The 25,231-nt window shown below is 43.7% G+C and carries 28 protein-coding genes and 1 tRNA gene; 13 read left to right on the top strand and 16 right to left on the bottom strand.

Annotated features, from left to right (window positions below):
• Positions 1-75 precede the first annotated feature (75 nt).
• The gene (rpmI, locus tag THERU_RS06140) at positions 76-279 is read right to left on the bottom strand and encodes a 50S ribosomal protein L35 (protein ID WP_025306402.1); all 204 of its coding nucleotides are present in this window, start codon (positions 277-279) and stop codon (positions 76-78) included.
• A gap of 10 nt (positions 280-289) precedes the next feature.
• Positions 290-988 carry a FliA/WhiG family RNA polymerase sigma factor gene (locus THERU_RS06135; RefSeq protein WP_025306401.1) on the bottom strand — a complete coding sequence of 233 codons (699 nt, stop codon included), beginning with the start codon at positions 986-988 and terminating at the stop codon, positions 290-292.
• A 68-nt stretch (positions 989-1,056) separates the two neighbouring features.
• On the opposite strand from THERU_RS06135, the gene THERU_RS06130 reads away from it, so the two are divergent.
• The 5 genes from THERU_RS06130 to THERU_RS06110 are packed head-to-tail and all read left to right on the top strand — an operon-like array spanning position 1,057 to position 5,533.
• Positions 1,057-3,060, top strand: a complete 2,004-nt coding sequence (locus THERU_RS06130) for a heavy metal translocating P-type ATPase (protein ID WP_025306400.1) — start codon at positions 1,057-1,059, stop codon at positions 3,058-3,060.
• A gap of 16 nt (positions 3,061-3,076) precedes the next feature.
• Positions 3,077-3,916: a permease gene (locus tag THERU_RS06125; protein WP_025306399.1), complete on the top strand. Its 840-nt coding sequence runs from the start codon at positions 3,077-3,079 to the stop codon at positions 3,914-3,916.
• Between the two features lie 16 nt (positions 3,917-3,932).
• A complete protein-coding gene (locus THERU_RS06120) occupies positions 3,933-4,286 on the top strand; it encodes a roadblock/LC7 domain-containing protein (RefSeq protein WP_025306398.1) in 354 nt (117 codons plus the stop codon).
• Positions 4,287-4,292: 6 nt separating this feature from the next.
• Positions 4,293-4,988, top strand: coding sequence for a DUF4388 domain-containing protein (locus tag THERU_RS06115; RefSeq protein WP_025306397.1), 696 nt, complete (start codon positions 4,293-4,295; stop codon positions 4,986-4,988).
• Complete coding sequence (locus THERU_RS06110) at positions 4,985-5,533, top strand: GTP-binding protein (protein WP_025306396.1); 549 nt, start codon at positions 4,985-4,987, stop codon at positions 5,531-5,533. The genes THERU_RS06115 and THERU_RS06110 overlap by 4 nt, the downstream gene beginning before the upstream one ends.
• On the opposite strand, the gene argC is transcribed toward THERU_RS06110, so the two are convergent.
• The 4 genes from argC to murD form a co-directional block, all read right to left on the bottom strand.
• Entirely contained in the window at positions 5,534-6,556 is a 1,023-nt protein-coding gene (gene argC / locus THERU_RS06105) for an N-acetyl-gamma-glutamyl-phosphate reductase (RefSeq protein WP_025306395.1), read from the bottom strand.
• Positions 6,541-6,981 (bottom strand): 30S ribosomal protein S9, encoded by a 441-nt coding sequence (rpsI, locus tag THERU_RS06100; protein WP_025306394.1) that lies wholly within the window; start codon positions 6,979-6,981, stop codon positions 6,541-6,543. The genes argC and rpsI overlap by 16 nt, the downstream gene beginning before the upstream one ends.
• The gene (gene rplM / locus THERU_RS06095; RefSeq protein ID WP_025306393.1) at positions 6,978-7,412 is read right to left on the bottom strand and encodes a 50S ribosomal protein L13; all 435 of its coding nucleotides are present in this window, start codon (positions 7,410-7,412) and stop codon (positions 6,978-6,980) included. The genes rpsI and rplM overlap by 4 nt, the downstream gene beginning before the upstream one ends.
• 68 nt (positions 7,413-7,480) lie before the next feature.
• Positions 7,481-8,722 carry a UDP-N-acetylmuramoyl-L-alanine--D-glutamate ligase gene (murD, locus tag THERU_RS06090; RefSeq protein ID WP_025306392.1) on the bottom strand — a complete coding sequence of 414 codons (1,242 nt, stop codon included), beginning with the start codon at positions 8,720-8,722 and terminating at the stop codon, positions 7,481-7,483.
• 23 nt (positions 8,723-8,745) lie between these two features.
• Between murD and THERU_RS06085 the strand changes: the two genes are divergently transcribed.
• Genes THERU_RS06085 through THERU_RS06070 form a run of 4 tightly spaced genes read left to right on the top strand, consistent with a single transcriptional unit; the run spans position 8,746 to position 12,897 of the window.
• Positions 8,746-9,528 carry an inositol monophosphatase family protein gene (locus tag THERU_RS06085; RefSeq protein WP_245565807.1) on the top strand — a complete coding sequence of 261 codons (783 nt, stop codon included), beginning with the start codon at positions 8,746-8,748 and terminating at the stop codon, positions 9,526-9,528.
• 2 nt (positions 9,529-9,530) lie between these two features.
• Positions 9,531-10,412: a universal stress protein gene (locus THERU_RS06080; RefSeq protein WP_025306390.1), complete on the top strand. Its 882-nt coding sequence runs from the start codon at positions 9,531-9,533 to the stop codon at positions 10,410-10,412.
• Positions 10,409-12,046 (top strand): tetratricopeptide repeat protein, encoded by a 1,638-nt coding sequence (locus THERU_RS06075; protein WP_025306389.1) that lies wholly within the window; start codon positions 10,409-10,411, stop codon positions 12,044-12,046. The genes THERU_RS06080 and THERU_RS06075 overlap by 4 nt, the downstream gene beginning before the upstream one ends.
• The gene (locus THERU_RS06070) at positions 12,046-12,897 is read left to right on the top strand and encodes an LptF/LptG family permease (RefSeq protein WP_025306388.1); all 852 of its coding nucleotides are present in this window, start codon (positions 12,046-12,048) and stop codon (positions 12,895-12,897) included. The genes THERU_RS06075 and THERU_RS06070 overlap by 1 nt, the downstream gene beginning before the upstream one ends.
• Here the strand turns inward: THERU_RS06070 and ftsZ are convergent.
• Genes ftsZ through murB form a run of 5 tightly spaced genes read right to left on the bottom strand, consistent with a single transcriptional unit; the run spans position 12,894 to position 17,663 of the window.
• The gene (ftsZ, locus tag THERU_RS06065; RefSeq protein ID WP_025306387.1) at positions 12,894-13,961 is read right to left on the bottom strand and encodes a cell division protein FtsZ; all 1,068 of its coding nucleotides are present in this window, start codon (positions 13,959-13,961) and stop codon (positions 12,894-12,896) included. The two genes, THERU_RS06070 and ftsZ, sit on opposite strands and share 4 nt — an antisense overlap.
• Positions 13,961-15,208, bottom strand: a complete 1,248-nt coding sequence (gene ftsA, locus THERU_RS06060; RefSeq protein WP_025306386.1) for a cell division protein FtsA — start codon at positions 15,206-15,208, stop codon at positions 13,961-13,963. The genes ftsZ and ftsA overlap by 1 nt, the downstream gene beginning before the upstream one ends.
• Before the next feature lie 3 nt (positions 15,209-15,211).
• Entirely contained in the window at positions 15,212-15,943 is a 732-nt protein-coding gene (locus THERU_RS06055) for a cell division protein FtsQ/DivIB (protein WP_169727098.1), read from the bottom strand.
• Positions 15,944-15,946: 3 nt separating this feature from the next.
• A complete protein-coding gene (locus tag THERU_RS06050) occupies positions 15,947-16,813 on the bottom strand; it encodes a D-alanine--D-alanine ligase family protein (protein ID WP_025306384.1) in 867 nt (288 codons plus the stop codon).
• The gene (murB, locus tag THERU_RS06045) at positions 16,770-17,663 is read right to left on the bottom strand and encodes a UDP-N-acetylmuramate dehydrogenase (RefSeq protein WP_025306383.1); all 894 of its coding nucleotides are present in this window, start codon (positions 17,661-17,663) and stop codon (positions 16,770-16,772) included. Before murB ends, THERU_RS06050 begins: the two co-directional genes overlap by 44 nt.
• A 31-nt stretch (positions 17,664-17,694) precedes the next feature.
• On the opposite strand from murB, the gene THERU_RS06040 reads away from it, so the two are divergent.
• Complete coding sequence (locus tag THERU_RS06040) at positions 17,695-18,720, top strand: GGDEF domain-containing protein (protein ID WP_025306382.1); 1,026 nt, start codon at positions 17,695-17,697, stop codon at positions 18,718-18,720.
• A 9-nt stretch (positions 18,721-18,729) separates the two neighbouring features.
• The gene (locus THERU_RS06035; protein ID WP_025306381.1) at positions 18,730-19,761 is read left to right on the top strand and encodes a zinc-binding dehydrogenase; all 1,032 of its coding nucleotides are present in this window, start codon (positions 18,730-18,732) and stop codon (positions 19,759-19,761) included.
• On the opposite strand, the gene THERU_RS06030 is transcribed toward THERU_RS06035, so the two are convergent.
• Complete coding sequence (locus tag THERU_RS06030; RefSeq protein ID WP_245565806.1) at positions 19,724-20,671, bottom strand: mechanosensitive ion channel family protein; 948 nt, start codon at positions 20,669-20,671, stop codon at positions 19,724-19,726. The genes THERU_RS06035 and THERU_RS06030 overlap by 38 nt on opposite strands.
• Before the next feature lie 53 nt (positions 20,672-20,724).
• On the bottom strand, positions 20,725-21,381 hold the full coding sequence (locus tag THERU_RS06025) for a rhomboid family intramembrane serine protease (RefSeq protein ID WP_025306379.1): 657 nt from the start codon (positions 21,379-21,381) through the stop codon (positions 20,725-20,727).
• 83 nt (positions 21,382-21,464) lie between these two features.
• Between THERU_RS06025 and THERU_RS06020 the strand changes: the two genes are divergently transcribed.
• On the top strand, positions 21,465-22,757 hold the full coding sequence (locus THERU_RS06020) for an NAD(P)/FAD-dependent oxidoreductase (RefSeq protein ID WP_025306378.1): 1,293 nt from the start codon (positions 21,465-21,467) through the stop codon (positions 22,755-22,757).
• Between the two features lie 32 nt (positions 22,758-22,789).
• Here the strand turns inward: THERU_RS06020 and THERU_RS08720 are convergent, their stop codons facing one another.
• Positions 22,790-23,041, bottom strand: a complete 252-nt coding sequence (locus THERU_RS08720) for a c-type cytochrome (RefSeq protein WP_245565860.1) — start codon at positions 23,039-23,041, stop codon at positions 22,790-22,792.
• Positions 23,042-23,381: 340 nt separating this feature from the next.
• Between THERU_RS08720 and rpsT the strand changes: the two genes are divergently transcribed.
• On the top strand, positions 23,382-23,669 hold the full coding sequence (gene rpsT, locus THERU_RS06010) for a 30S ribosomal protein S20 (protein ID WP_025306376.1): 288 nt from the start codon (positions 23,382-23,384) through the stop codon (positions 23,667-23,669).
• Here the strand turns inward: rpsT and murJ are convergent.
• Positions 23,610-25,088, bottom strand: coding sequence for a murein biosynthesis integral membrane protein MurJ (murJ, locus tag THERU_RS06005; protein WP_025306375.1), 1,479 nt, complete (start codon positions 25,086-25,088; stop codon positions 23,610-23,612). The genes rpsT and murJ overlap by 60 nt on opposite strands.
• Positions 25,089-25,095: 7 nt before the next feature.
• Positions 25,096-25,182, bottom strand: a tRNA-Leu gene (locus tag THERU_RS06000).
• Positions 25,183-25,231: the final 49 nt, after the last annotated feature.

Below are 25,231 nucleotides of genomic sequence, written 5' to 3'. Positions count from 1 at the left end.
AGGAGGAAAGAAATAACCGCAAAGAGGTATGAAGAGTGGGCTAAGGGGCTCTGGAGGGAACTGTTTGGCTAAAGTTTAAAACTCCTTCAACATTCCCCTTACCTTGTCTTCCCAGCTCGGGTGGACAAGGTCTGGCTTTCTCAGAGCCCTCTTTCTCTTTTTGGATTTTTTAGTGTTGTAGTGGGCTCCGCCCGCCTTCCACCTCTTTATCTTTCCAGTGGCGGTTATCTTAAACCTTTTCTTTGCAGACCTGTTTGATTTCATCTTCACCTTAGCCATAGTGCTACTATTATACCATATCCTTTAGTTTTTCTCTTAACTTACTCAGGGCACTTTCCTTTATCTGTGAGACCCTTGCGGTGGAAACTTTAAGTAGCTTTGCTACTTCTTTGGCTGGGATCTCTTCATAAAAGATGAGTTGTAGAACCAACTTTTCCCTGTGGTCTAAATCCTCTATGGCCTTGAGAATTTTTTCTCTCAGGTCTTGTTTTATTACTTTCTCTTCCGGGTTCTCTTCCACTGAGGAAGAAACAACCTCTTCGTAACTTCTTCCTTCTCTGAAAAGGTCATCCAAGGAAAGAAGATAGGAAGCGGAGATTTTCTGAAGGTCCGAGTAAAATTCATCCGGTTTGTAGCCGAGGGCTTTAATGAGTTCTTCGTCGGTGGGTTCCCTTCCCAATTGATTTGTAAGTTCTTCAAGCTTTGCTTTTATTTCCCTCTCTCTTTTTCTTAGAGACTTACTGCCAAAGTCAAGGCTCCGAAGATAATCATACATGGCACCTTTGATACGTAGTCTGAGGTAGGCTTCCGGGTTTTTGCTTTCATCCAATTTTGGCAGGGCTTCCACCACCGCCAGTATGCCATAACCTATAAGGTCGTTTAAATCTACCGCGTCGGGCAGATGTTTGTATATTCTGTAGGCTATAGACTTTACCAATGGTAGATACTTAAGGATTGCTTCTTTATCCTTTTCTTCTCTGCTGAGCATTTTTCTTTATTTTATCATTACATTTAAAGGATTGAATTAACACAAGCTCACGCTTAGAATACAAACCTATGAAGGTCAGTTTAAAAGTATCTGGTATGACCTGTGCCAACTGCGCCAGGGCAATAGAACTAACCCTTAAAAAACTTCACGGAGTTTCTGATGTAAAAGTATCCTTTGAGTTGGGAAGGGTATGGGTAGAATTTAACGAGGAGCTTTTGAGTTTGGAAAATATAAAGGAAACCATAGAGTCTTTGGGCTACACAGTAGAAAGGGAGGAGGTTAAACAGTATGAACCTTACATACTAGCCTTTTGCTGGCTGTCTGGTGCAGCTGTTATGCTTTCTATGTTTTGGAATAACCCTTGGAGTGTTTATTTGCAAGCCCTTTTGGCAACCCTTGTGCAGTTAGTGGGTGGTTTTAAATTTTACAGGTCAGCCTATTACTCCCTTAAAGCACGCACCGGGAATATGGACCTTCTTGTAGCTTTGGGTAGCACCTCCGCCCTGCTTTACAGCTACCTGGCACTGTTTAAGCTCATTCCTGAGGAACCGCTTTTTGAAACTTCCCTCTTCCTCATCACCTTTGTTAGAACGGGTAAATTTTTGGAGGAGAGGGCAAAGAGAAAGGCAACCGAGAGCCTGAGGAGGATGTTCGGTCTTCAGAGTTTAAGGGTAAAAGTCTTAAAGGAAGGCAAAGAGGAGGAAAAGGGAGTGTATGAAGTTTTCATAGGAGACAAGATTGTACTTAGGACTGGGGATATGGTTCCTTTAGATTGCAGGCTTGTGGAGGGAAAGGTGGTGGCGGATGAGTCCATGCTTACAGGGGAAAGCTTGCCCGTTCTTAAGGAGGAAGGGGACCTTTTGCTTTCGGGAAGCGTGGTACTGAACGGGTACGGAATAGCCAAGGTGGAAAAGTCCTTTACCAAAAGCTATGTATCTTTGCTTATAAAGTTAGTGGAATCTGCCCTTGTTAAAAAGCCGAAAGTTCAACGCCTTGCAGACAGAGTATCCCACTACTTTGTGCAGTTTGTTATAGCCCTGTCTTTTTCGGTTTTCCTGCTTTGGTTTTTCAGAACGGGGGACATCCAAAAGGCTATTACCTTCTCTCTGGCTGTTATGGTGATATCCTGTCCCTGTGCCTTTGGCATAGCGGTGCCCTTAGCCATAATGGTGGGATTGATAAGGGCTTACCAAAGGGGTGTGCTCGTTAAAAATCCGGAAGCCTTTGAAAAGAAGGTTGATATTCTGCTTATGGATAAAACGGGCACATTAACGGAAGGAAAGCCCAAAGTAAAAGAGGTGCGTTCCTACGGAGATTACTTGGACATTGCCTACAGCCTTTCTCTAAAGTCTAACCATCCATATTCTGTTGCCATAAGGGAATACTGCCAAAGCCTTGGGGCAAAACAGATTTCACTAAAAGACTGTAGGGAAGAGGTGGGCGTGGGTGTCTTTTGCGAGGGCTACATGTTGGGAAAGGGCAAAAATGGTCAAACGGTGTTGGTACAGGACGGCAAAGTCTTGGCAGAGTTTTACTTTGAGGAATCCATAAAAGAATCTGCCAAAGAGGTGCTGGAATACTTCAAAAGGGTGGGGATTAAGGTTATTTTGGTAAGCGGGGACGATGAGGAGAGGGTAAAGAGAGTGGCAGAGCAGTTAAACATTGAAAAATGGTTTGCCAAAAGGGATCCACAGGGAAAGCTGGAAATTTTGGAGGAGTTGCAGGCTAAGGGCTATAGGGTTGCAATGGTTGGAGACGGGACAAACGATGCACCCGTGCTCGCAAAGGCGGACCTATCCTTTGCCATGGGTTCTGGCACCGATGTGGCAAAGTTTTCCACCGATGTGATCCTAAACTCAGGCTTGGCGGGACTTAAGGAGTTTTTTGAACTCTCCCAATGGATAAGGAGAAGAATAAAGCAGAACCTCCTGTGGGCTTTTGGCTACAACATTTTGGCTATACCCATTGCGGGCGGAGTTTTTTATCCTCACCTGTTTATAAAGCCGGAGTTTGCGGGATTGCTTATGGCCCTTTCTTCCTTGAGCGTGGTCATAAACTCCCTGAGGCGGTAAATTAATATCTAGGACTATGGAATTTTTTAAGAACTTTTATTCCTATCTTGTGGAAATAGTTCCCTTCTTTGTGCTAGCCATGTTTGTTAGTGCGTTCCTAAAGGCAATGGTTAAACCCTCCCTTTTCCTAAAGTTCCTTTCCAAAAGGCGTTCCGCACCTATATTTACAGCCCTTTTGGGTGCAGTTTCACCTATGTGTTCCTGCTCCATGCTACCCTTTGCTAACTTTATCAACAGCTACTCTAAAGGCTATGGTCCCGTTTTGGCCTTCTTGATAACTGCACCTACTCTGTCTCCTGTGATTCTGCTATTGACCTATGGACTCTTTGGGTTGGATGTATCCATCTATAGGCTTGTGGGTTCTTTGGCTTACGCGTTGCTGGTAGCTTATGCGGTTGAATACTTCTTTAAAAAACCGCCTACCCTTCAGATGAAAATAAGAGATAGCTCTTCCAAAAGGTCCGCCTTTCTAGAAGGTTTAAGGGAGCAGTTGCCGGTGGTAAAGTATCTACTCATTGGCATTGCAATAGCGTCTCTGATAAAAACCTTTACTCCTACATGGCTCACTGCCAGCCTTTCCAAAACGCCCTTAGCTTATCCTCTTATCTCTTTAGTGGCAGTGCCTATATATGTATGCTCCGGTGAGGATGTGGTTTTAGGAAGGGCAATGGTGGATGTGGGTTTTACCACCGGTCAGGCGATAACCTTTATGCTTGGTAGTAGTGGTGTTTGTTTGCCCACTATCTTTGCCCTTTTTTCATTTCTTCCCAGAAAGGTGGTTTTTGCATACTCTGCGGGATGGTTTATGTTTTCTATACTAACCGGGTTAGTTTATGATACACTATTTTTCAAATAATAACAAGGAGGGAAATATGGATAGGTATTCACAGATCCTTCAGGAATTGATTAAAAACACAGGGATTGAGGGTGCTTCTTTGGTATCTGCAGATGGCTTGCCTATATCCTCCGTGCTTAAGCCCGGTATGGAGGAAGATAGAATAGCAGCTATGAGCGCTGCCATTTTGTCATTGGGTGAGAGGGTGGCTGAGGAGCTGGCTAAGGGAGCCCTAGAGCAAATCACCATAAAAGGTAGCGACGGGTATGTTATACTGACCGGGGTTGGAACTGATGCGGTGATGGTGGTCCTGGCGGACAACAACGCCAAGCTGGGTCTCCTTCTTATGGAGATCAAGAAGGCTCAAGAGAAACTTAAGCAACTCTTTTAAAGTATTATGGCTCTGACCGGGGACCTAAGAAATTTTAACTTTGTGGATATTTTCCAGGTAATTGGGAGGGATAGGAAGAGTGGAATTCTTTTTGTAGAGTGGAAAGACCTAACCTGTGCCTATTATGTAAAGGATGGAGAGATTGTTTTTGCGAGACCCATAGATAAGGTTTATAGAGTTTACGCAGATAGGGATTTTGACCTTTTGCTCAGCAAATTGCGTATGAACGCGGAGAGCTTACCAAAAACAATAGAGCGCTTCCTAATTTCACGACTGAATATGAAGGAGGGCATTTTTTCCTTTATGCCGGGGTTCATAAAATACGGAAGGGAATATCCGGTGGTGTATCCAATAGAGGAGCTTATAGTTCTTGCATCGCGTAATTTAACTCCAGAGGAGGTTGAAAGGAAAATATCGGACGAAATGTTACTTTTTGAGAGGGTCCCCGGTAAGGAAGAAGTCTTGCAGAAGGCAAAACTGAACCAAATGGAAGAGCATATTCTTTCCTTGATTGATGGCGAAAGGACGGTCCTGCAGATAAGGCAAATGGTCAATAAGGACACTTTACTTGTAGACAGAGCACTGTATGCCTTTTTAGCTCTGGGTTTGATAAGGCGTAAGAAGAAGGAAGTTAAACAAAAACAAGCATCCATAACTCTTGAACTTCTTGCAAAAATAATAGAGAGGATAAAATCGCTATGAAGCAAATAAAGAAGATCAAAGTCGTTATAGCTGGACCCTTCGCAGCAGGAAAAACTCAGTTCATAAACACAGTTAGTGAGATTAAAACTGTTAAAACTGAGAAAAGAGTCCAGCATTCAGGCGAAAAGCGGGTGAAGGATTATACAACTGTTGCAATGGACTTTGGAAAGATTCGCATAGATGATGAACATGAACTGTATCTTTTTGGTACCCCCGGACAGTTCCGTTTTGATTTCATGTGGGAAATCTTAGGTGAGGGGGCTTTGGGAGTTATAGTGTTGGTGGATAGCACAGACCCGACAACATTCCATGAAGCAAGAAAGATTATAAACTTCTTTCAATCAAGGTTTCCTGTTCCTATGGTGGTTGGTGCGAACAAGCAAGACCTACCCAACGCCTGGAGCCCTGAGGATATCCGAATAGCCCTTGATATAGATGAGGAGGAGGGTATTCCCGTTATTCCAGTCTCCGCTATAGACAAAGAAAGTGTTAAAAGCGCACTTCTTACTCTATTTGGGATTATCAAAGCTAATCTTACACGCTAATCAAGGAAAGTTTAGGCTAAGGTTCAAGCCAATAGTTTCCTCAAAGCCCATCATTAAGTTAAAGTTCTGGATTGCCTGGGAGGAGGCACCTTTGCCTAAGTTATCAATAACAGATACCACCTGCAAACAACCAACTCGGTGGTCCCATAAGGGGTAAACAAAGCAAAGATTGGTACCAACCACCCACTTCGTGTGGGGTGGCTCAGAGGCAACTTTCACAAAGGGTTCCTCTCTGTAGGTTTCCATGTAAAGTTCCCTTGGCTCTATCTTCTCGCAGAATACGCTTACACTTGAAAGCATTCCCCTTGAGGTAGGCACAACTATCGGTGAAAACCTCAACGGTACATTTATTCCATAAAGGTCCTTGATAACCCCCTCCATCTCTGGTACATGTCTGTGTTTTTCCAAAGAGTAAGCAAAAAAGTCGCCAAACATTTCAGGAAAGTGAAAATGCTGTACAGGTTTTCTTCCTGCACCAGACACACCCGAAAGGGAGGTGATGACAATTTTTTCTATCTTTATACCTTCCTTTAGAAGTGGATAGATTGCCAAAAGCACGGAGGTAGGATAACATCCTGGGTTGGCGATCAAGCTTGCGCCTTTTATCCTCTCCCTGTATATCTCTGGCAGGCCATAGACTGCCTTTTCCAGAAGCTCTGGATGTTTGTGCTCAAAGGAATAATAGTGGGGATAAAGGGAAGGATCCTTTAACCTGTAGGCACCGGAGAGGTCTATTACCTTTTTACCTTCTTCCAAAAGCTTGGGCACCAACTCCAAAGAACCTTCGTGGGGCAAGCACAGAAAGGCTACTTCATAGTCCTCTTTTGGTTCCTCTGTAAGTGTTAAGTTTCCAAGTTCTCCGTAAAAGAAAGGGAAGACATCTCTTAGCCTTTTGCCAGCTTGGGACTGAGAGATCAGGGCAGAAACCTTTACCTTAGGGTGGTTTTGAAGTAGTCTTAAAAGCTCTACACCGGTGTATCCGGTGGCTCCGTATATGGCAACTTTGATTATCTCTTGCTCCACCTGTAGCCTTTCCTTGCTTTCATCAAGCCATACTTCTTGCGCTCCTTCTCCCTTGCGTCCCGTGTCAACAGACCAGCCTTCTTTAGCGTTTGTCTGAGCTCTGGGTCATATTTCAGAAGGGCTTTGGCGATTCCATACATTATGGCTTCCGCTTGCCCAGATATACCTCCACCCTCAACGGTGGCATATATACCAAACTTATCCTCCAAACCAGTTAGCTTTAGAGGGAACATTACCTTTCTATAAAGGGTCTCCCTCTGAAGATACTCCCTCAGGTCAAACTCTTTGCCACTGTCCTTCGCCTTAACTATTTGTTTGTTTGTATCTTTGACCAACCAAACCCGGGCTATGCTTTCCTTTCTCCTGCCGGTACCATAGAAGGCATTGTCAGGACCTATCTTAAAGTCCTTTAACTGCTTTATCATGCTTTAACCTCCAAGGGCTGTGGTTTTTGAGCTTGATAGGGATGGTTAGGTCCTACCACTATCTTAAGCCTTTTTAGCATTCTGTGCCCCAATTTGTTTTTAGGGAGCATACGCTTAACCGCAAGCCTTATCACTTCCTCTGGCTTGTTCTCCAACATCCACCGTAGGGTCCTCTCTTTGTGTCCGCCTGGATAGTTGGTGTGGAAATGGTAGATCTTCTTTTCTAGCTTGTCGCCAGTAACCCTTATTTTCTCTGCGTTTATTATCACCACAAAATCTCCACAATCAACATCCGGCTGATAATAGACCTTGTGCTTGCCCCTCAAAAGCTTTGCCACCTCACTGGCAAGCCTTCCAAGAATTTTGCCTTCTGCATCTATCAGCCACCAGTTTCTGACCACATCCTCAGGTCTTACCCTGTAAGTCTTCATCCTTTCACCTCTCCAAAGTGATTTTAAGGTATTTATTATACCATATCAAAAGGAGATCTTATGGTAAACTACTCCTCAACATAGCTCAATACGAGCCTTTTAAAGGCTTCTCCCCTCTCTTTATAATCCTTAAACATATCAAAGGATGCACAGGCGGGCGAAAAGAGGATAATGTCCCCTTCCTTTGCCAACTCAAAGGCCTTTTCTACCGCATCCTCAAGTCCGTTGCAGAGATAACCCTCGTTCCAAGCCTTTGCCATTTTCTCCTTTGCCTCTCCTATCAAAAGGCAAGCCTTTGTCTTTTTCTTAACCAGCGGTAGGAGTTCCTCAAAGTTAAATCCCTTATTCTTTCCTCCTGCGATGAGAATAACCTTGCCATCGGGCATACTTTCCAAGGCAGACTGAAGGGCATGAGGTGTAGTAGCCTTAGAGTCGTTATAAACCTTTACACCCCTTATCTCTCCCACATACTCTAAACGGTGGGGAAGTCCTCTGAAAGTGTAGGCAACCTCCCGGATGTTCTCTGTGGGCACCCCCATCCTCTTTGCTATGGCGGAGGCAAACAGAAGATTGTATGCGTTATGAAGACCAAAGAGCTTGAGTTTTTCCAACTCAAAGAGCGGTTCCCCAAAAAGGTAGGCTTTGCCATCCTTGATGAAGGCATCCCTCTGTCCTATAAAAATCTTTTGCGCCCTTGTGGGTGTTTCTGCCACTTCCTTTTGGAACTCGTTTAGCACTATAAAATCCTCTTCCGTTTGCCTTGCAAAGATGTTGTATTTACTATGGAGATAATCTTCTAGGGTAGGATGCCAATCTAAGTGGTCTGGAGAGAAGTTCAAAAAGACTCCACCCACAGGGCGGAAGGTGTTTAAGGTTTTACCCTGAAAGGAAGAAACCTCTAATACCGCCAAGCTCTTTGGGTTTTTTAAGACTATATCCGAAAAGGGAACGCCAATGTTTCCACCCTCTCCCACGTTGTCAAAATAAGAGCTCAGCATAAGGTAGGTTAGCCTGGTTGTTGTGGATTTCCCATCAGTGCCCGTGATGGCTATTGCCCTTCCCTCAAAGAACTTCCATGCTAACTCCAACTCTCCGATAACTTCTATGCCCTTTTTTTGTGCTTCCATCCAAAGGGGATGGCTTGGGGGAATACCCGGTGATAGAACCACCGTATCCACAACCCCCAAAAACTCCCTAAAATCCACCTTGTCTTTATCATCACCCCAATAAACCTCAATACCTTTACTCTTTAAAAGTTCAATGGCGGACCTTCCGCTTACTCCTAAGCCCCAAACTAGGACCCTTTTCATGGGTGTGATAATATTTTACTTTGATGAACTCAGAAAAATTTCTTCAGGTGGCAAAGGAAGCTTCTTTGATTGGCGGTCTAGTGCTAAAGGAGTACTTCCGCAAACTTCTATCTAACCAGGTTTATTTCAAGGGCGAAAAGGATGTGGTAAGCGAGGCAGACAAGAAAGCGGAGGAGAGAATAAGAGATTACATACTAAAGCACTTCCCCAGTCACTCGGTGGTAGGAGAGGAAGACGGAGGATCTACCTTTGGAGAGGCGGTCTGGTATATAGACCCCCTGGATGGCACAAAAAACTTTTTGTGTGGTTTTCCCATATTTGGTGTGTCGGTGGGTTTGGTGTTGGAAGGAAAACCCGTCGTGGGTGCGGTCTATCTCCCTTACTTTAACAGTCTCTATTATGCGGGAGAGGGGCTTGGTGCCTACAAAGATGGCAAAAGAATCCAGGTGAGCACAAGGGAAGAAATGCGAAGAATGTCTGTCTCTTATGGTTTTCCCTCCAGGGCAAAGAGGGATTTAAACCTTTACTGGGAGATCTTTAAGGAGGTTTTTGAAAAGGTAGGGTCTATGAGAAGACCGGGTGCGGCAGCAGTAGATCTGTGCCTTTTGGCGGAGGGAGTTTTTGACGGGCTTATTGAGTTTGAGTTGAACCCTTGGGACGTGGTTGCGGGAGTGGTTATCGTGAAAGAAGCTGGAGGTATAGCGGAGCTTACAAAGGGTTTAAACAACGGTACAGACGTTGTGGCGGGCACTCCAAACCTCTTTCCTTATCTATGGGAGGTGGTAAAATTAAAACTGGGAGTGTGAAAATGAAATTTTTAGTTCCCGTGGATTTTACTGACATAACGAACCCTCTCTTGAAAGTAGCCAAATTCTTAGCCCTTAAACACAACGCCAGCGTGATCCTGCTGCACGCGGTATCTCCTCTTATCTACCTTCCATACCCTGAGAGCTTTGGAATTAGTCCCATTGACCTTTCCAAATTGGCAGAGTTAGAAGCCCAAAGCATTGAATCCGCCAAAAGGCGCCTTGAAGCCCTGAGGGATTTCTTAGCGGAACTGTCCGTGGAGGTGGTGGTGGATGTAGGAGAGCCGTCAGAGGTTATATTGGCAAAGGAAGATATAGCAGACCTTATAATCTTGGGAAGCCACAGCAAGGGCTTGGTGGAGAGGATTTTGGTAGGTTCTACTTCTGAGAGGGTGGCAAGGTATTGCCACAAGCCCCTTTTGGTCTTGAAGGGAAAAGCCCCAGAGAGCTTTAAAAAGGTATGCCTTGCCCACGACCTTTCAAAGCATGCCCAATCTGCCTTTGAATTTTTCCTTAACTTAATTCCGCCAGAGGAGGATAGAAAGCTGACCCTTTTGCATGTGGAGGAAACCATAGAACTGCCTATGGTGGACGCCCTAACGGAAGGGCTAGTCAAAAAGATAGAAGAGGAGAAAATTAATTATCTCAATTCCCTTTTGGAAAGGGCTAAGGAAAAGGGATGGAAGGCAGAGCTTGTGGTGAAAAAGCACAGTAATACCGTCGATGGCATATTGGAGTTTGTAAAGGAGGGCGATTACGACCTTTTGGTAATGGGCAGTAGAGGACTTTCGGGTCTCAAGCGTGTGCTACTTGGTAGCACATCCTCTCAGGTTCTCAGAAGGGTGGAAGTTCCTGTGCTAATCCATAAAGGTATGCCCTCATGAAGCTTTTGTTTTTTCTCTCTTTTTTTCTATACTTTGCCTTTGCCTATAATCCATACAGGGATTATGTCTTCTGCAGGTATCTGCAAGAGAGTAAGCCCCAAGAGGCACTCAACTTCTGCCTTAGGGCTCTGCAGAAGGCTCCCACTCCCACCTTGTATGTGGATACCATAAGGCTTTTGGCGGTACGGAAACGATTCCAAGAAGCCCTTGTTTATGCGGAAAAGTTTAAAAGGGAATATCCTCAAGATAAAGAGCCCTACTTGGTGCTTCACAGCATATATGTTCTCAAAGGAGACCGTCAAAGAGCATTGGAAGCTTTGGAGGAGGGCTACAGAGCTAATCCAAACTCCAAGGAGATCATGATTTTCTTGGCAGACGAATACATAAGGAGAAACCGCCTACAGGATGCAAAAGAAGTATTGGAAAGGTTAGCAAATTTGGCGGTTGATAATCCACTGCCCTACTATATGTTAGCTCGGATTTATCTGACTGAAGGTAAAAAGGAAAAGGCCATAGAGTATTTAAACAAGTCCCTGCAAATAAAAAAGACTTTTGAGGCAGGCTTTACCACCTTGGGAAGCATCTACGAAGGTGAAAAGGAGTTTTCAAAGGCTGAAAGTCTTTATTTGAGTGTGCTGAAGGAGGAACCCACCAACCGCACCGCCCTTGAAAGGCTTGCAAACCTTTACACAATAACCGGACGCTTTCAGGACGCTAAGGATGTTTATAAAAGACTCATTGACTACTACCCAGAAAAGGGCTACAAGCTAAGATACGTTTACCTTCTAATAAAAACTTCAGACTTCAGAGAGGCGGAGGAGCTGGCAAGGGAGCTTTACTCTCAAGAGCCCGATAACTTAGACGTAGCCCTTGCTTACGGCGTAGCCCTTGAAGCCAACAAAAAAACAGACCAAGCCTTAAAGGTTTATGAAAAGCTATTGGAACAGCACCCTAACAACCCCAAAATCATGGAAAGGCTCGCAGTTGCTTATATGGACCAGAAGGACTACAAGAGGGCTGAGGCTTTGGTTAAGAGGGCTTTAGAGTTAGAACCCAACAACCCAGACCTTAATCTGCTTATGGCAAACCTTCTAAGCGAACAGGAGAAGAACGAAGAAGCCTTGCCCTTTGTGGATAAGGCAATAGAGCTAAACCCCAGGGATTACAGAGGATACTTTTTGAAAGCTATCATCTTGGACAAGTTGGGAAGGATAGTAGATGCCGAAAGGAACCTAAGGGAAGCCATAAAGCTAAACCCCGATGACCCTGAGCTCTATAACCATCTTGGATACTCCCTCCTTTTGTGGTATGAGGATGCAAGGCTATCAGAGGCAGAAGAGCTCATACTAAAGGCCCTTAACAAGGACCCAGAAAATCCTGCATACATTGACAGCTACGCGTGGGTACTTTACTATAAAGGACAATACCAGAGGGCATACGAGCTTTTGCTAAAAGCCCTAGAAAAGGAAAAGGAAGACCCTGTAATATGGGAACACATAGGAGATGTTCTGATGAAGTTAAACAAAAAAGACCAAGCACTGGATGCTTACAGAAAGTCCTGGCAACTTTTGGAAGAGGGCAAAAGGGGTGAGCCGGGACAAAAAGAGAGACTAAAGAAAAAATTAAAGCCCTGATGCTGTACAGCTTTCTAAGCTGGAAGGTGGTAAGGTTATCACTTTTAATAAGCATAGTTTTGTCTTCTCTCTTTTTATTCATTCAGCTTGTTCAATTAGATCAAGTTCTTTTTAAAACTCCCTTCATAGAATCTTTCACCTTTTTGGGTCTTTGGTTTTTGTATTTTGTTAGCTACTTCTTGCCATCCTCCTTTTTTGTTTCCTCCAGTTGGCTAATTTTTGAACTAAAAGAGTCTAAAAAATTGAGTGTTTTGGCTTCCTTTGGTATAGACCCAAAGGTTTTATTTTTTAAGCTTTTTTTGGTGTCTTCTCCTTTGCTTTTTTCTGTTTTGCTTGTAGGCTACTTCATAAGGCAAGAGGATGTGTCTTACATAAGAAAACTTCTTGTTTATAAGTATTACACGGAGGTTGTAAAAACAATACCTGAGAAGAGCTTTTACACCTTTGGCGGAATAACTATAAGAATTGAGAAGAGAGAAGGAGACCTTTTAAAGAGCGTTTTTCTCAAAATTGATGACTTTTCGGTAAGCGCAGGACAGGCTCAGTTTAAAGGTGATAAACTGATTTTAAAAGACGGTTCTTTGGTTTTTAAAAAGGACGATAAATACTATCTTACCAAGTTTAAGACTTACGAATTAACCGTATCAAAGCTCTTTGTTCCTGAGAAAAAAAAGAGAGAATCTTACCTTTTGCAAGTGATGAATGTAGTTTTTGCTGTTCTGTTTGCCTTTTTACTTTTTCAAATAATACTCCGGTGGATAAACAAACACACTAAGCTATACTACACCTTAGGTTTGATTTTGCCCATCCATCATATAACATTGATCCTTCTAAAAACCATGCTATCTTAGATTCTCTTTTTTCTACGGAGATAAGCGGGTAACTCCTCTATATCAGGTTGGACGGGCTCCACCGTAGACTCAGGAACTACCTTTTGGAGGGGCTTTTGTTCCTTCTTGACAACGCGGAATTGCGCCTGCTGGACTGCGTTTTCAAAATCTGTAGCCACGACTGCTACGCGCATAAAGTTTTCTTTATCCTTTTCTAATACAGCGCCAAATATGATCAGTGCATCATCATGAGCAGATTCTCTTATTCTGCTTATGGTTTCCTCCACATCTCTGAAAGGCACGTCCTCGCTTACCCAGAGGGTTACCAGCAGTCTTCTTGCCCCCGCGACGGTGTTTCCTTCCAAAAGTGGGCTGGCAATAGCTTGTTCTATGGCAATATCTTTTCTTCCTTCACCCATACCTATAAGGGCTAGCCCTCCCCTCTCCATCACAGTACGCACATCCGCAAAATCTACGTTTATCAGAGCTGGTGTTACCACTATGCTGGTTATACCCCTAACTGCCTTAGAAAGTACATCATCAACCATCTTAAAGGCATCCTTTATGCTAAAGTTCTTTTCTGCCACCTCCACCAATTTTTGGTTATTTATGACTATGTATGTGTCAACTACCTCTTTCAGCTTTTCTAAACCCTCCAGGGCGACTTGCATGCGTCTTTGTCCCTCAAAGTTAAAAGGCTTTGTAACTACTGCCACTGTAAGAATACCCATTTCCTTAGCTGTTTCTGCGATTACTGGCGCGGCGCCCGTTCCAGTTCCACCACCCAAGCCCACCGCCAAAAATAGCATGTCCGTGTTTCTTAGCACCTCCTTTATCTTGTCAATATCCTCCAAAGCTGCTTGCTCTCCTATCTCAGGTTTTGCTCCTGCACCCAACCCCCGAGTGACCTTCTCTCCTATCTGTATTTTGTTGGGTACAGAGAGGGAAGTAAGATGTTGTATATCCGTATTGATTGCAAAAAGCTCCACCCCCTCAATACCATCCAAGTACATTCTATTTACCGCATTGGACCCACCGCCTCCTATTCCAAAGACCTTTATCCTCGTTGGATTTACTACTTCCATCACAGCACCTCCTTAAAGAAGGATTTTATTTTTTCTAGTAGAGAGCCAAGCTTAACTTTACCCTCCCTACCCAAACTTTCTGGATTCTGGTTAAAAGAATAGCCATGCACCAATTGGGGCTTTAGCTTGAGCAGGCCTACTGCAGTAGCGTAAGCAGGATCCTGAACTCTTTCCCTCAAACCTATAACACCCGTTGGACTACCTATCCTAACAGGTAGGTCCGTGTATCTTTCGAAAAATTCTTTTATGCCCGCAAGCTTTGAGGAACCGCCAGTTAAAACAATCCCTGCGTTTATTGCGGACAAATTTATTCCCTGATTGTTTATCTGTTCAAGAACCTTGTCCGCTATCTCCTCCAATCTTATCTGTATAACCTCAGAAACTTCCTTTCTCCCTACCATAATTTCTCTATCCTCTCCCCTTGGTTTTACCTTTATTTTTTCCGACTCATTGACCATGTCCGCTAAGGCAAAGCCATGTTCTATTTTTATCCTCTCCGCTTGTTCTATGTTTATTTTCATAAAGTGGGCTATGTCCTTGGTTATGCTGTTCCCACCCATAGGTACTGTACCAGTTAGCACGGGGGAGCCTTCCGCAAACAGTATAAAGTCCGTAAGTCCTGCTCCCATGTCTAAGAGCAACACACCCTCTTCCTTCTCTTCCTGTGATAAAACTGCTTCAGCACTGGCAAGGATAGAAGGATATCTATCCGCTATGGTCAAACCACTTGAGAGGACAGCTTTTTCAACGTTTTTTAGAAGGCTTGTGCCTACCTTTATAAGGTGCACCTCCGCAGTTAGCTTTGAACCTAAAAGCCCTACGGGATTTAGAACTCCCTCCTGGTCGTCCAGTATGAACTTTCTTGGAATTGCACTAACTATTTCATAGCCTTCTTCCTTTGCCCTTGTGGTAGCCCTTTCTAAAAGCCTTTCTATTTGACTTTCGTCTATCTCTACCGGCTGTGGCGATATATTTATTGTGTCCCTTTCGTTTTGACTTTTTAGAACAGGGGAGGATATTCCAAGGTTTACGGAGGTTAACTTGACACCAGCCATTTCTTGGGCTTCTTTCATAGCCTTTAGTATAGAGGCAACCGCCAGGTCCAGCCGTGTTATTTGCCCCTTCTCTATACCCTTGCTTGGTACCTCTCCTACACCTATAATGTGCATATCCCCATAGCTGTCTATCTCCGCAAGGAGGGCCACGGTTTTGCTGGTGCCAAGGTCTAAGGAAGCTACAACCTTCATTCTTTATTTCTCCTCCTTTATCACCGCCATATTTTCAGAAGTTATAAGAACATCCATTTTCCCCATCCCAATTTTATTATAAATCTTTTTTATCCTATCAAGAACTAACGGAGATATCTGGCTAAGTGGGGGCAGGACCATTCTCCCGCCCGATGCATAAATAATGGTATTCCTATCGGTAACATACACTTCATTAATGCTAAAACTCATGTCTTTAATTGACTCCACTAAATTGTTTAAATTGGTGTAATGTTTCTTTACATAGTCAAAGGAAAATGTGTATATGGTGGGTAGCTTGCTTTCTATAGCTGGGTTGTAAAAGAGCTCTCCTTGCTTGTCTATCATCATAAGGCTGTTGTCATGGACCACATAGGCTATGGGAACCCTTTCCTGAACATAAACATTCACACGGGCACCATCCAAAGAGGGTATTCTTTCTATTTTTACACTCTCCAGAGAATTGTTTGTTAATTCGTTGGCTTTTGCCAAAAGCCTTTTGGAGTCCAAAAAAAGCCAGTTGTTTTTTGAAACTTGATAAACGCTTAAGGAAATGGCAGAAGGAGAAATGCTGTTAGCACCGTATATATGAATTTCCTTTATTCTGAACGTTGGAAGGGAGGTTAAAAAACCAGGGAAGAAAAAACCGGCAAGTGCCATAGCAATTAGCCATACTAAAGCTAATGTAATCTCAAGGGTGGCTACCCACCTTCTTTTCCCCTCCTTTTTCATAGCCACAGGTTAAAATATTAACATAGATATCATTCTATTAAAGTCAATGCCTTTCTTTCTGCAAGCCATAGGGAAAAGGCTAAGCTCTGTCATACCTGGTATGGTGTTGATTTCTAAAACAAAGGGCTTACCTTCATTAGACACCCTAAAATCAACCCGGGACAGGTCCTTGAGCTCCAGGGCTCTATGGGAACGCAGTGCCAACTCTTGCAATTCTCTTGCTAGTGTTTCGTCTTCCAAGAATTCATACTGGCTCATTCCCTTTGTGTATTTACTTTCATAGTCGTATATACCCTTCTTAGGCTTTATCTCTATGGGGGGTAATGCTTCTTCTTTTAATATAGCTACGGTAATATCTCTACCTTTTATGAATTCCTCCACCAGAACCTTTTGAGTTATGCTCCAGAGCTTTTCTATAGCAGTTTCTAACTCTTTTCTATCATTTACCACGAACAGTCCAATGCTCGAGCCTTGGTCGGCGGGTTTGACCACCGCAGGAAAGCGGTCCCAAGATACCTCTTCTCCTCTCCTTACTGCTACCCAATCGGGCGTAGGAATTTGATGAAACCTGAGAATTTTCTTTGTAAAGTCCTTGTCCATAGCTAAGGCGCTACCCAGCACACCAGAACCCACGTAGGGAATGCCCAGAATGTCCAAAAGTCCTTGCACCCTTCCATCCTCCCCGTAAGGACCATGCAACGCTATAAAAACCTTGTCGGGCTTTATTTCTCTTAACCTTTCACAGAGGTTTTCCTCTAGATCTAGGGCTATAGCCTCACATCCTAGCTCTTTTAGGGCTTTTAAGATAGCCTCGCCAGTTTTCAAAGATATTTCACGCTCCGATGACCTTCCACCCATAAGCACTACTACTTTCAACTAGCCTCACCTCCTCTTCAAGCTCAATGCCAAACTCTTCAAAAACCCTTCTCTTTGCGTGATTGATAATTTTAACAACATCCTCAAAGACCGCTCCACCTAAGTTTATTAAAAAGTTTGCATGCTTTTCCGAAAAGGCAACTTGCCCAACTCTGTAGCCCTTCATTCCTACCTTTTCCAAGAGTCGCCCTGCACTGTCAGTGGTTGGATTTTTAAAGGTAGAACCCGCAGTGGGCATTTGAATGGGCTGACTTTCCTTCCTTTTGCTTTTTATCCTCTCATACTCTTCGTAAACACTATAATTCAGTTTGGGAAAGAAAAAGACTGCTTCCAAGATTATACCCATAGAAGGGAAAGGAGAGCTTCTATAGGAAAAGTTAAGATCTTCCCTATTTAAAAGAATTTCCTCACCTTCATAGGAGAGAAATTTTACCGCTTTTAAATGCTGGGAAATTTCATAGCCAAAGGCTCCTGCGTTCATAGCTATAGCTCCGCCTACGGTGGCAGGAAAGCCCACCAGCCTGTAGATACCTTCCAAGTTTTCCCTGACCCCGAGCTCCACCAAAGTGTTTAAAGGAACGCCTGCCTGGGCTATAATCTCCAAACCTCCATCTTGCTCCTTTATTTTCAAATCTCTCAACATCTTTGTATTGATTACTATGCCTTCAAAATCCCCAAAGATGGTGTTTGCACCCCTACCCAAAACAAAGAGTGGAATACCCTCCCACTGGGCTATTTTGAGGCATTCCTTTACCTGCTTTGCATTTTCTGGAAAGGCCATGTACTTTGCTATTCCCCCTATACCTATAGTGGTATATTTGGAAAGCGCAATTTCTTTTTCCAGCCTCATGTCGTATAATTATAGAATAGGGAGGTTCTAAATGTTTGATACAAAAAACTGTCCTCTTTACGAAAAGCTAAGTAGAGGAGAGCCCCTTAGCCAATCTGAGAAAGAACTCTTGGCGGATATAGTTAGGGAGGAAATAAAATTCTTGCTGAGAAATCAAATACTGCCCACACCCAAAAACTATGAAAGATGGTTTTATATATTTTGTAATCTTGTTGCAAGCGGGCAAAAGCTTGAAGACAGTGTTTTAATGGAGTTTTATAATAGTATTTATAAGGAAGAAAGCGACCTTGTAAACATTAAAATAGACCTCAAGCACACTGCTCAGGTTTTAAGCGATATAATTGCTGAGCTTCAAAAATCCTTAAAAGAGAGCTACGAGCAAGCGTCCATAAAAGAGCAAAGGATAACCGAGCTACAAAAAAAAGAAGAAGCTAGAGAGGATTTTGTAACGTCTATTCTTTTGGAGTTGTTAATGCTTGTAAGAGACTTAAAGCATCAGAACGAGATCTTTTTGAAAAAGGTGGAGGCTCAGCAGAAGATTATAAACGAGTTGAAGTCCAAGCTTGAAACGGTCGAGGCGGAGGCAAATCTTGATCCATTAACTGATCTGTTTAACAGACGTTCTTTGGAGAGAGCTCTTGAGGAGTTTTTTAGCTTGTGCAAGTACTCTAAGATGACTTTTAGTTTGATTCTTATAGACCTTGATGATTTTAAGTATGTGAACGATAACTATGGGCATCATGTGGGAGACCTTGTGTTAGCAAAGGTGGCAAAGGTTTTAAGAACGAACATGCGTGCAAAGGATATAGTGGGTCGTTGGGGTGGAGATGAGTTTGTGGCTATAATGCCAAACACGGATTTGGAAAATGCAAAAAAAATTGTTGAAAGGTTAAAGTCCCAACTAGAGAAAATGGAAATACTTGCAGAGGGTAGGAGGTTTAAAGTGTCTATAAGTGCGGGTGTTGTGCAATGTGGAGAAAACTTTCAAAGCTGGTTGGATATGATTAAAGAGGCAGACAGACTTATGTATGAGGATAAAAAGAAAAAAGCCCTATAATATCCTTCTATGAAAGTGGTTATTTTAGAGAACTTTGGAGACGAAAAGAACCTAAAGTATGTAGAGGATTTTCCCATCCCGGATATAATGGAGGATGAAGTCCTTGTTAGGGTGAAGGCGGTTGCCCTTAATCACCTGGATATATGGGTCAGAATGGGTGCTTTGGCGGTCAAGCCAGAACTTCCTCACATCCTTGGTTCAGATGTTAGCGGTGTGGTAGAAAGGGTTGGTTCTTTGGTGAAGAATGTAAAGGTGGGAGATGAGGTAATAGTTGCTCCCGGTCTGTCCTGTGGTGTGTGTTATGAGTGTCAGTCTGGAAGGGACAACCTCTGTAAAGATTACGATATACTTGGGCTAAGAAGCAAAGGTGGTTATGCGGAGTTTGTAAAGGTGCCCGCAAGGAATGTTTTGCCAAAGCCAAAAAACTTGAGCTTCGAAGAGTCCGCCAGCTATCCCCTTACCTTTTTAACCGTCTGGAATGCCTTGGTTAGAAAGGGAGGGTTAAAGCCCCACAGTAGGGTTTTAATATGGGCTGGTTCCTCGGGTGTGGGCGTGGCAGGTATTCAAATAGCCAAGCTCTTTGGTGCTTTTGTGATAGCTACTGCAGGGGACGAAAGGAAGGCAAAGATGTGCAAAGACCTTGGGGCAGATGTAGTCATAAACCACTATGAGGAGGATGTGGTAAAGAAGGTTAGAGGACTGTTCAAAGAGGGAGTGGATATTGTTATGGACCATGTGGGGGAGGCGACCTTTTGGAGAAGCGTGGAATGTCTTAAAAAGGGTGGAAGGCTTGTTTTCTTTGGCACTACCACGGGTTCAAAGGCGGAGATAGATATAAGGTATGTTTTTGTTAGGGAAATTGAACTTTTGGGTGTTTATATGGGACCAAGGGCAGACCTCTTTAAGATCACCGAACTTTTTGAGAGGGGGCTTTTAAAGCCAGTGGTGGATAAGGTTTTTGACCTCAAGGATGCCCAAGAAGCCCACAGATATTTGGAAAGCTCTAAGCACTTCGGAAAGGTGGTACTAAAAGTTGAATGAAGGCTATTCCCTCCCTCTCGTAGGCCTTTTTGAGCCTCTTTATAAACTCGTGGCGGATAAGAAACTGACTGTCTGGGTTAAGAACTCTAAGAGTGATGTTTAAGGTGATCCCAAACTCTGTAAAGGCACTGTAGCGCACGGATGGCTCAAAGCTTGGGTCTGCACCTTCAACGGTTTTTTGCACCTCCCTTGCAACCTCTAAGGCGAGCCTTTCTGCTTTTTCAAGGTCCGAAGAATATGGGATCACAACGGAAACTGTAATGTTCATTGAGGGCGTTGGTTTTCCGTAGTTTATTACTATGGAGTTAACCAAACGGGAGTTTGGCACCACCACAAGGTTGTTGTCCCTCCTCCTAATGACTGTGTTCATCCATGTTATGTCTTCCACATAACCTTCTTCACCGTTTTCTAACCTAATAAAATCTCCCACTTCAATCTGTCTGCTGGCAATTAGGTTAAGCCCGGAAAAGATGTTAGAAAGCGTGCCCTGAAGGGCAAGGGAGACCGCAAGTCCAGCAATGCCCAGGGTAGTTATAAAATGGGCTACCTGAATGCCAAAATAGGACAGGAGGGTTATAACACCCAAAATAAAGACGAACAGTTTAATTATCACAAAGACAATACCAGTTCTGGGAAATTTTAAGTTTGCCTTTGAAATATAAACCTGCAAAAGTTCGGGAAGAAGATTAGAAAAAAACGAGGTTATAGAAAGGATCAATAGGGATATTAAAACCTTTTCTACTACCGAGGAGTACCCCGAAAGTTGCCCAGGGTTGAGCTCTACCGTAAGGTAAAGGCTAATAATAATTGCCCAAAACAAAGAAGGTAGGCGGAGTACCCGAAGAAGCATTACCGCATAGTCGTGGGAAGATTTTTTTATAAAGCCAAAAAATAGCCTTCTAACGAACAACAAAACCAATATTGATCCCAAAAATATCAAACTGTTCAACAAAAGTTCCTGCCCTACCAATATGACCTTCTCCTGTAAAACACTCTAACGAGTTTGTAGCCTACAAAAAATCCACCTATGTGGGCAAACCAAGCTACTCCACCCATACCTGCAAAGGGCAGTGTAATCAGTCCGTTTATAATCTGAATGAACACCCACATACCTATAAAAAATACCGCCGGTAATTCCATAAAGGTCATAAAAAAGAAAACGGGCACAAGGGCAAGAATGCGGGCATGTGGGAAAAGATAAAGGTATGCCCCCAGTACCCCACTTATAGCCCCGCTGGCACCTACCATAGGCACGTGCACCGCACCCGTTAAAAAACTAACAAGGGATTGAATAACCGCCGCACCAAGACCACACATCACATAAAACAGCAGATATTTAAACTTTCCTAAACGATCTTCCACATTATCTCCAAAAACCCACAAAAACCACATATTGCCGATGATGTGAAACCAACTTCCATGTAAAAACATGTGGGTAAACAACTGGTAGGGTTTGGAAAAAGCTTCTGCCGGTACCAAACCAAAGTTATAAATAAAGTCGTTAAACTCATACTTTTCCAAACTTACCTCATATAGCCATATTACAGAGCAAATAAGGATGATGGCTAAATTGACGATTGGAAAGCTTCTGCTTGGGTTTATATCCTTTAGAGGGATCATGCCAATCAAAGATTATAACAGATTGCTTGTTCTTTAAAATATGCTTATAATCTTATAAGCTAATCTAATTTTGGGGGTGTGTTATGAGCAAGCATGTGGTTATACTGGGTGGTGGTATAGGTGGTTTAGCAACCGCCTACAACCTAAGGAAGATGGACAAAAGCCTGAGGATCACAGTAGTCTCAGGCAGGCCCTACTTTGGTTTTACACCCTCTTATCCGCACTTGGCGTTGGGCTGGAGAAAGTTCGAAGACATAACTATTCCCTTGGGAAGCTTACTGCCAAAGCATGGTATTGAATATGTGCCGGAGAACGGGGAGAGAATAGACCCAGATGCCAACAAACTCTGGACCACATCCGGTAAAGAAATTGAGTACGATTACTTGGTAATTGCCACTGGTCCAAAGCTGGTTTTTGGTGCAGAGGGGCAAGAGCAAAACTCCACCTCTGTATGCGCCGCGGAGCACTCTCTGGAACTTCAGAAAAAGCTTGAGGAATTCTACAAGAACCCAGGACCTGTTGTAGTTGGTGCAATACCCGGAGTTAGCTGTTTTGGACCAGCTTACGAATTTGCCTTTATGCTACATTATGAGCTTAAAAGAATAGGAATAAGACACAAGGTGCCCATAACCTTTATCACTTCGGAGCCTTACGTGGGTCATATGGGGCTTGGTGGTGTAGGACCTTCAAGAAGGGTAATGGAGGACCTTTTTGCGGAGAGGAGCATAAAATGGATTGCCAACGTGAAGATCACCAAGGTGGAACCAGACAAGGTAATTTACGAGGACCTAAACGGCAACACCTACGAGGTGCCTTGTAAGCTATCCATGCTGATGCCAAGGTTCATGGGTCCAGAGGTGGTTGCGTCCGCTGGAGATAAAGTGGCAAACCCTGCCAACAAGATGGTGATCGTCAACAGGTGTTTCCAAAACCCCACTTACAAGAACATCTACGGTGTGGGTGTAGTAACTGCAATACCTCCCGTAGAACAAACGCCCATACCTACCGGCGCACCCAAGACGGGTATGATGATAGAACAAATGGCTATGGCGGTGGCAAAGAACATAATCAGCGACATAAGAAACTCTACAGATAGATATGCCCCAGAGCTCTCTGCCATATGCATTGCGGACATGGGAAGGGATGCTGCCTTCTTCTATGCAAACCCAGTTATACCCCCAAGGGCTGAGGTGAAGTTTGGCAAAGGCGTGTGGGCGCACTACATAAAATCTGCCTTTGAAAAGTATTTCATGTGGAAGATAAAGAGCGGAAACATTGCACCTTTCTTTGAAGAGGAAGGTCTCAAGCTGTTGTTTGGTACCAAAGGAGTTGTTCTCTGTTCAGATTGTTCAGAAACACCCTGTAGTCCGTGTTAAAGGAAGGGGGCATTGCCCCCTTTTTTAAAAAATTACTTAAGAGAGAGAACCCACTCTGCGAGCTTTTTCGCTTCTTCGTCGGTTACATTCTGAGGAGGCATTGGTACATTACCCCATTCACCAACCCCACCTTTCTTGATCCTTTCGCTTAGATGGGCTACCGCATCTGGTCTGCCGGCGAACCTCTTTGCCACATCCTTAAAGGCGGGTCCCACCTTCTTGGCGTTTATATCGTGGCAGGCAAAACAGCCCTTAGCCTTAGCTAAATCCTCTGCACCTGCCATTGCGGTAGTTTGGGCTGGCTTTGCCTCAGACTTTGGCTTCTCGGCAGGTTTTTGTTCTCCTGCGGGTTGCTGGGCAGGCTGTTGTTGTTCACCGGCAGGTTGTTGCTGTTGCTGCTGCTGTTGTTGTTCGCCAGCAGGTTGTTGCTGCTCAGCGGGCTTTTGCTCCCCTGCAGGTTGCTGAGCAGGCTTTTGCTGGCAGGACACTGCTAAAAAGCCCAGGGTGAAAAGTCCCAAAAGCAGAGTCTTCTTCATGGTATACCTCCTTAAAGTGTATTATACAAGGATTATTGTGGTATAATTTTTATGAAAATTGGATTAAAATCCTTGCTGGAGGTTTTGTATGCCGAACACGAGACAGGCTAAAAAGCGTATGAGAAGGGACGCCAAGAGAAGACTGAGAAACAGGTATCACCTTTCACGTATGAAGACCTACATAAGAAACTTTAAAAAGCTTATAGAGGAAGGTAAGCTGGAGGAGGCAAAAGAGTATCTACCAAAGGTAATATCTGTAATACAGCATACCGCCTCAAAGGGCGTGATCCACAAAAACGAGGCAAGCAGAAGATGCTCAAGGGTTCAAAAGCTTCTTAACAAAGCCCTTGCCAAGGCTCAGGAAAGCAACCAATAGTTCCTCCCTAAAAAGAACCAAAAGGCTAAAGTAAAGAATAATACACATAGGTATAGCTAAAAGCAAGTGTATTTTGTCTTTTAAAAATAGACCAAAAAGTCCCATCAGAAGGCTGGCAAGGGCTACCTTTACAGAACTTTCCACTAAAGTCTTCCAATCTACCAACTGGTAAGTTTTTCGCAGGAGGTATCCAAAGGAGAAGATGGAAGAGGTGGCAGTGCCCAAAGCCAAACCTACCGCACCAAGCTTTAGCACGAAGGCATAAATAATAGCACTCGTGCCCTCAGACAAAATAGCCAACAGGCTCGCTTTCATGGGTGTAAAGGTATCCCCTTTGGCAAAAAATACACTGCTGAGGGCTTTTTGAAGGGAAAAAAAGACAAGTCCCAAGCTGTAAGCCTTTAGCACATAAGAGACCATCAGAACATCTGCCTCAGAGAAGTTTCCTCTGCCGTATAGAAGCCTCACAATCGGCTCCGAGAAGACAAGAAGACCTACCACTGCAGGAAAGGATAGCAAAAACAGAAAACGCATAGCCAAGGTTATGTTTTTACTTCTGTCATCACCCAAAGAGAGGGCAGAAAGCAAAGAGTTTGCCACGCCCACAGATATAGCACCCAAAGGTAGTTGGAATATCCTGTTGGCGTAATAAAGGTAAGATATAGCACCCAAAGCCAAAAAGGAAGCCAGAAAAGTGTCTATAAAAAAAGATAGCTGAGCAACGCCAAAACCCATAAGGGCTGGTATCAGCCTTTTGAACAAAAGCTTAACATCGGGATGGAGCCTAAGGCTAAAACCCAAGGGAATGCCCCTTAAAAAGGGTAGATGAAAGGCAAACTGTAAAAAACCTCCCACTAAAACACCACCTATCAGAGCATAATAGCCAAAATTCTGGGCAAAAAGGGCAATAACCAAAGAAAAGCCTATGTTAAAAACTGCTTGGGCAAAGGCAGGCACAAAAAACACACCCCGGGTGTTTAAAAGGGCCATAAAAAAGGCAGATAAGCCCACAAACAGAAGGTATGTAAAGACCCATCTACCCATAAAAACTGCCAGATCAAAGTAAGGCTTAGCCCTCAAGCCCGGTGCAATAATGCTTATGAGATATTCGGCAAATAACACTCCCAAAAGGACTACCGATAGGTTTATGAGTAAATAGTAGCCTAGAGCAGAGCTCAAAAACTCCTTTTCCTTGCCCTCCTTTACCTGCTTAGCGTATATTGGCACAAAGGCGGCGTTGAACCCACCTTCCCCAAAGAGTCTTCTGAAGGTGTTGGGCAGTCTAAAGGCAACAAAAAAGGCATCTGTTATCTGGGAGACGCCAAAGTGGTATGCTATGAGGGCATCTCTAATGTAACCTAAAATCCTGCTCAGAAGGGTTGCAAAGGAAAAGGAGAGACTGTGTTTTATAAGCTTCATTGTCTGTTGGTGCCGGAGGCGGGAGTCGAACCCGCACGCCCTTTCGGGCACTGCCCCCTCAAGACAGCGCGTCTGCCAATTCCGCCACTCCGGCTTTATATTTATTATAACACACCTCTGGGCTTTTGGTTTGTGATATAATA

Origin of the sequence: Thermocrinis ruber, from assembly GCF_000512735.1 — a bacterium.
In the GTDB taxonomy this organism is placed as follows: Bacteria; Aquificota; Aquificia; order Aquificales; family Aquificaceae; genus Thermocrinis; species Thermocrinis ruber.
This window is presented reverse-complemented; position numbering and strand designations above follow the sequence as displayed.

Coding starts and splice junctions, on each gene's coding strand:
- ftsZ (WP_025306387.1), bottom strand. CDS start 13,961: ATGGAAGTAGTAAATCCAACGAGGATAAAGGTCTTTGGAATAGGAGGC.
- rpsI (WP_025306394.1), bottom strand. CDS start 6,981: ATGATAAAGCAGTTAAAGGACTTTAAGATAGGTCCTGACAATGCCTTC.
- THERU_RS06120 (WP_025306398.1), top strand. CDS start 3,933: ATGGATAGGTATTCACAGATCCTTCAGGAATTGATTAAAAACACAGGG.
- THERU_RS06135 (WP_025306401.1), bottom strand. CDS start 988: ATGCTCAGCAGAGAAGAAAAGGATAAAGAAGCAATCCTTAAGTATCTA.
- ftsA (WP_025306386.1), bottom strand. CDS start 15,208: ATGAAGGTTGTAGCTTCCTTAGACCTTGGCACCAGCAAAACCGTGGCC.
- THERU_RS06115 (WP_025306397.1), top strand. CDS start 4,293: ATGGCTCTGACCGGGGACCTAAGAAATTTTAACTTTGTGGATATTTTC.
- THERU_RS06070 (WP_025306388.1), top strand. CDS start 12,046: ATGCTGTACAGCTTTCTAAGCTGGAAGGTGGTAAGGTTATCACTTTTA.
- THERU_RS08720 (WP_245565860.1), bottom strand. CDS start 23,041: ATGGCAGGTGCAGAGGATTTAGCTAAGGCTAAGGGCTGTTTTGCCTGC.
- murB (WP_025306383.1), bottom strand. CDS start 17,663: ATGAGGCTGGAAAAAGAAATTGCGCTTTCCAAATATACCACTATAGGT.
- THERU_RS06040 (WP_025306382.1), top strand. CDS start 17,695: ATGTTTGATACAAAAAACTGTCCTCTTTACGAAAAGCTAAGTAGAGGA.
- THERU_RS06025 (WP_025306379.1), bottom strand. CDS start 21,381: ATGATCCCTCTAAAGGATATAAACCCAAGCAGAAGCTTTCCAATCGTC.
- THERU_RS06125 (WP_025306399.1), top strand. CDS start 3,077: ATGGAATTTTTTAAGAACTTTTATTCCTATCTTGTGGAAATAGTTCCC.
- THERU_RS06020 (WP_025306378.1), top strand. CDS start 21,465: ATGAGCAAGCATGTGGTTATACTGGGTGGTGGTATAGGTGGTTTAGCA.
- murD (WP_025306392.1), bottom strand. CDS start 8,722: ATGAAAAGGGTCCTAGTTTGGGGCTTAGGAGTAAGCGGAAGGTCCGCC.
- THERU_RS06080 (WP_025306390.1), top strand. CDS start 9,531: ATGAAATTTTTAGTTCCCGTGGATTTTACTGACATAACGAACCCTCTC.
- murJ (WP_025306375.1), bottom strand. CDS start 25,088: ATGAAGCTTATAAAACACAGTCTCTCCTTTTCCTTTGCAACCCTTCTG.
- THERU_RS06085 (WP_245565807.1), top strand. CDS start 8,746: ATGAACTCAGAAAAATTTCTTCAGGTGGCAAAGGAAGCTTCTTTGATT.
- THERU_RS06075 (WP_025306389.1), top strand. CDS start 10,409: ATGAAGCTTTTGTTTTTTCTCTCTTTTTTTCTATACTTTGCCTTTGCC.
- rplM (WP_025306393.1), bottom strand. CDS start 7,412: ATGAAGACTTACAGGGTAAGACCTGAGGATGTGGTCAGAAACTGGTGG.
- rpsT (WP_025306376.1), top strand. CDS start 23,382: ATGCCGAACACGAGACAGGCTAAAAAGCGTATGAGAAGGGACGCCAAG.
- THERU_RS06035 (WP_025306381.1), top strand. CDS start 18,730: ATGAAAGTGGTTATTTTAGAGAACTTTGGAGACGAAAAGAACCTAAAG.
- THERU_RS06110 (WP_025306396.1), top strand. CDS start 4,985: ATGAAGCAAATAAAGAAGATCAAAGTCGTTATAGCTGGACCCTTCGCA.
- THERU_RS06130 (WP_025306400.1), top strand. CDS start 1,057: ATGAAGGTCAGTTTAAAAGTATCTGGTATGACCTGTGCCAACTGCGCC.
- rpmI (WP_025306402.1), bottom strand. CDS start 279: ATGGCTAAGGTGAAGATGAAATCAAACAGGTCTGCAAAGAAAAGGTTT.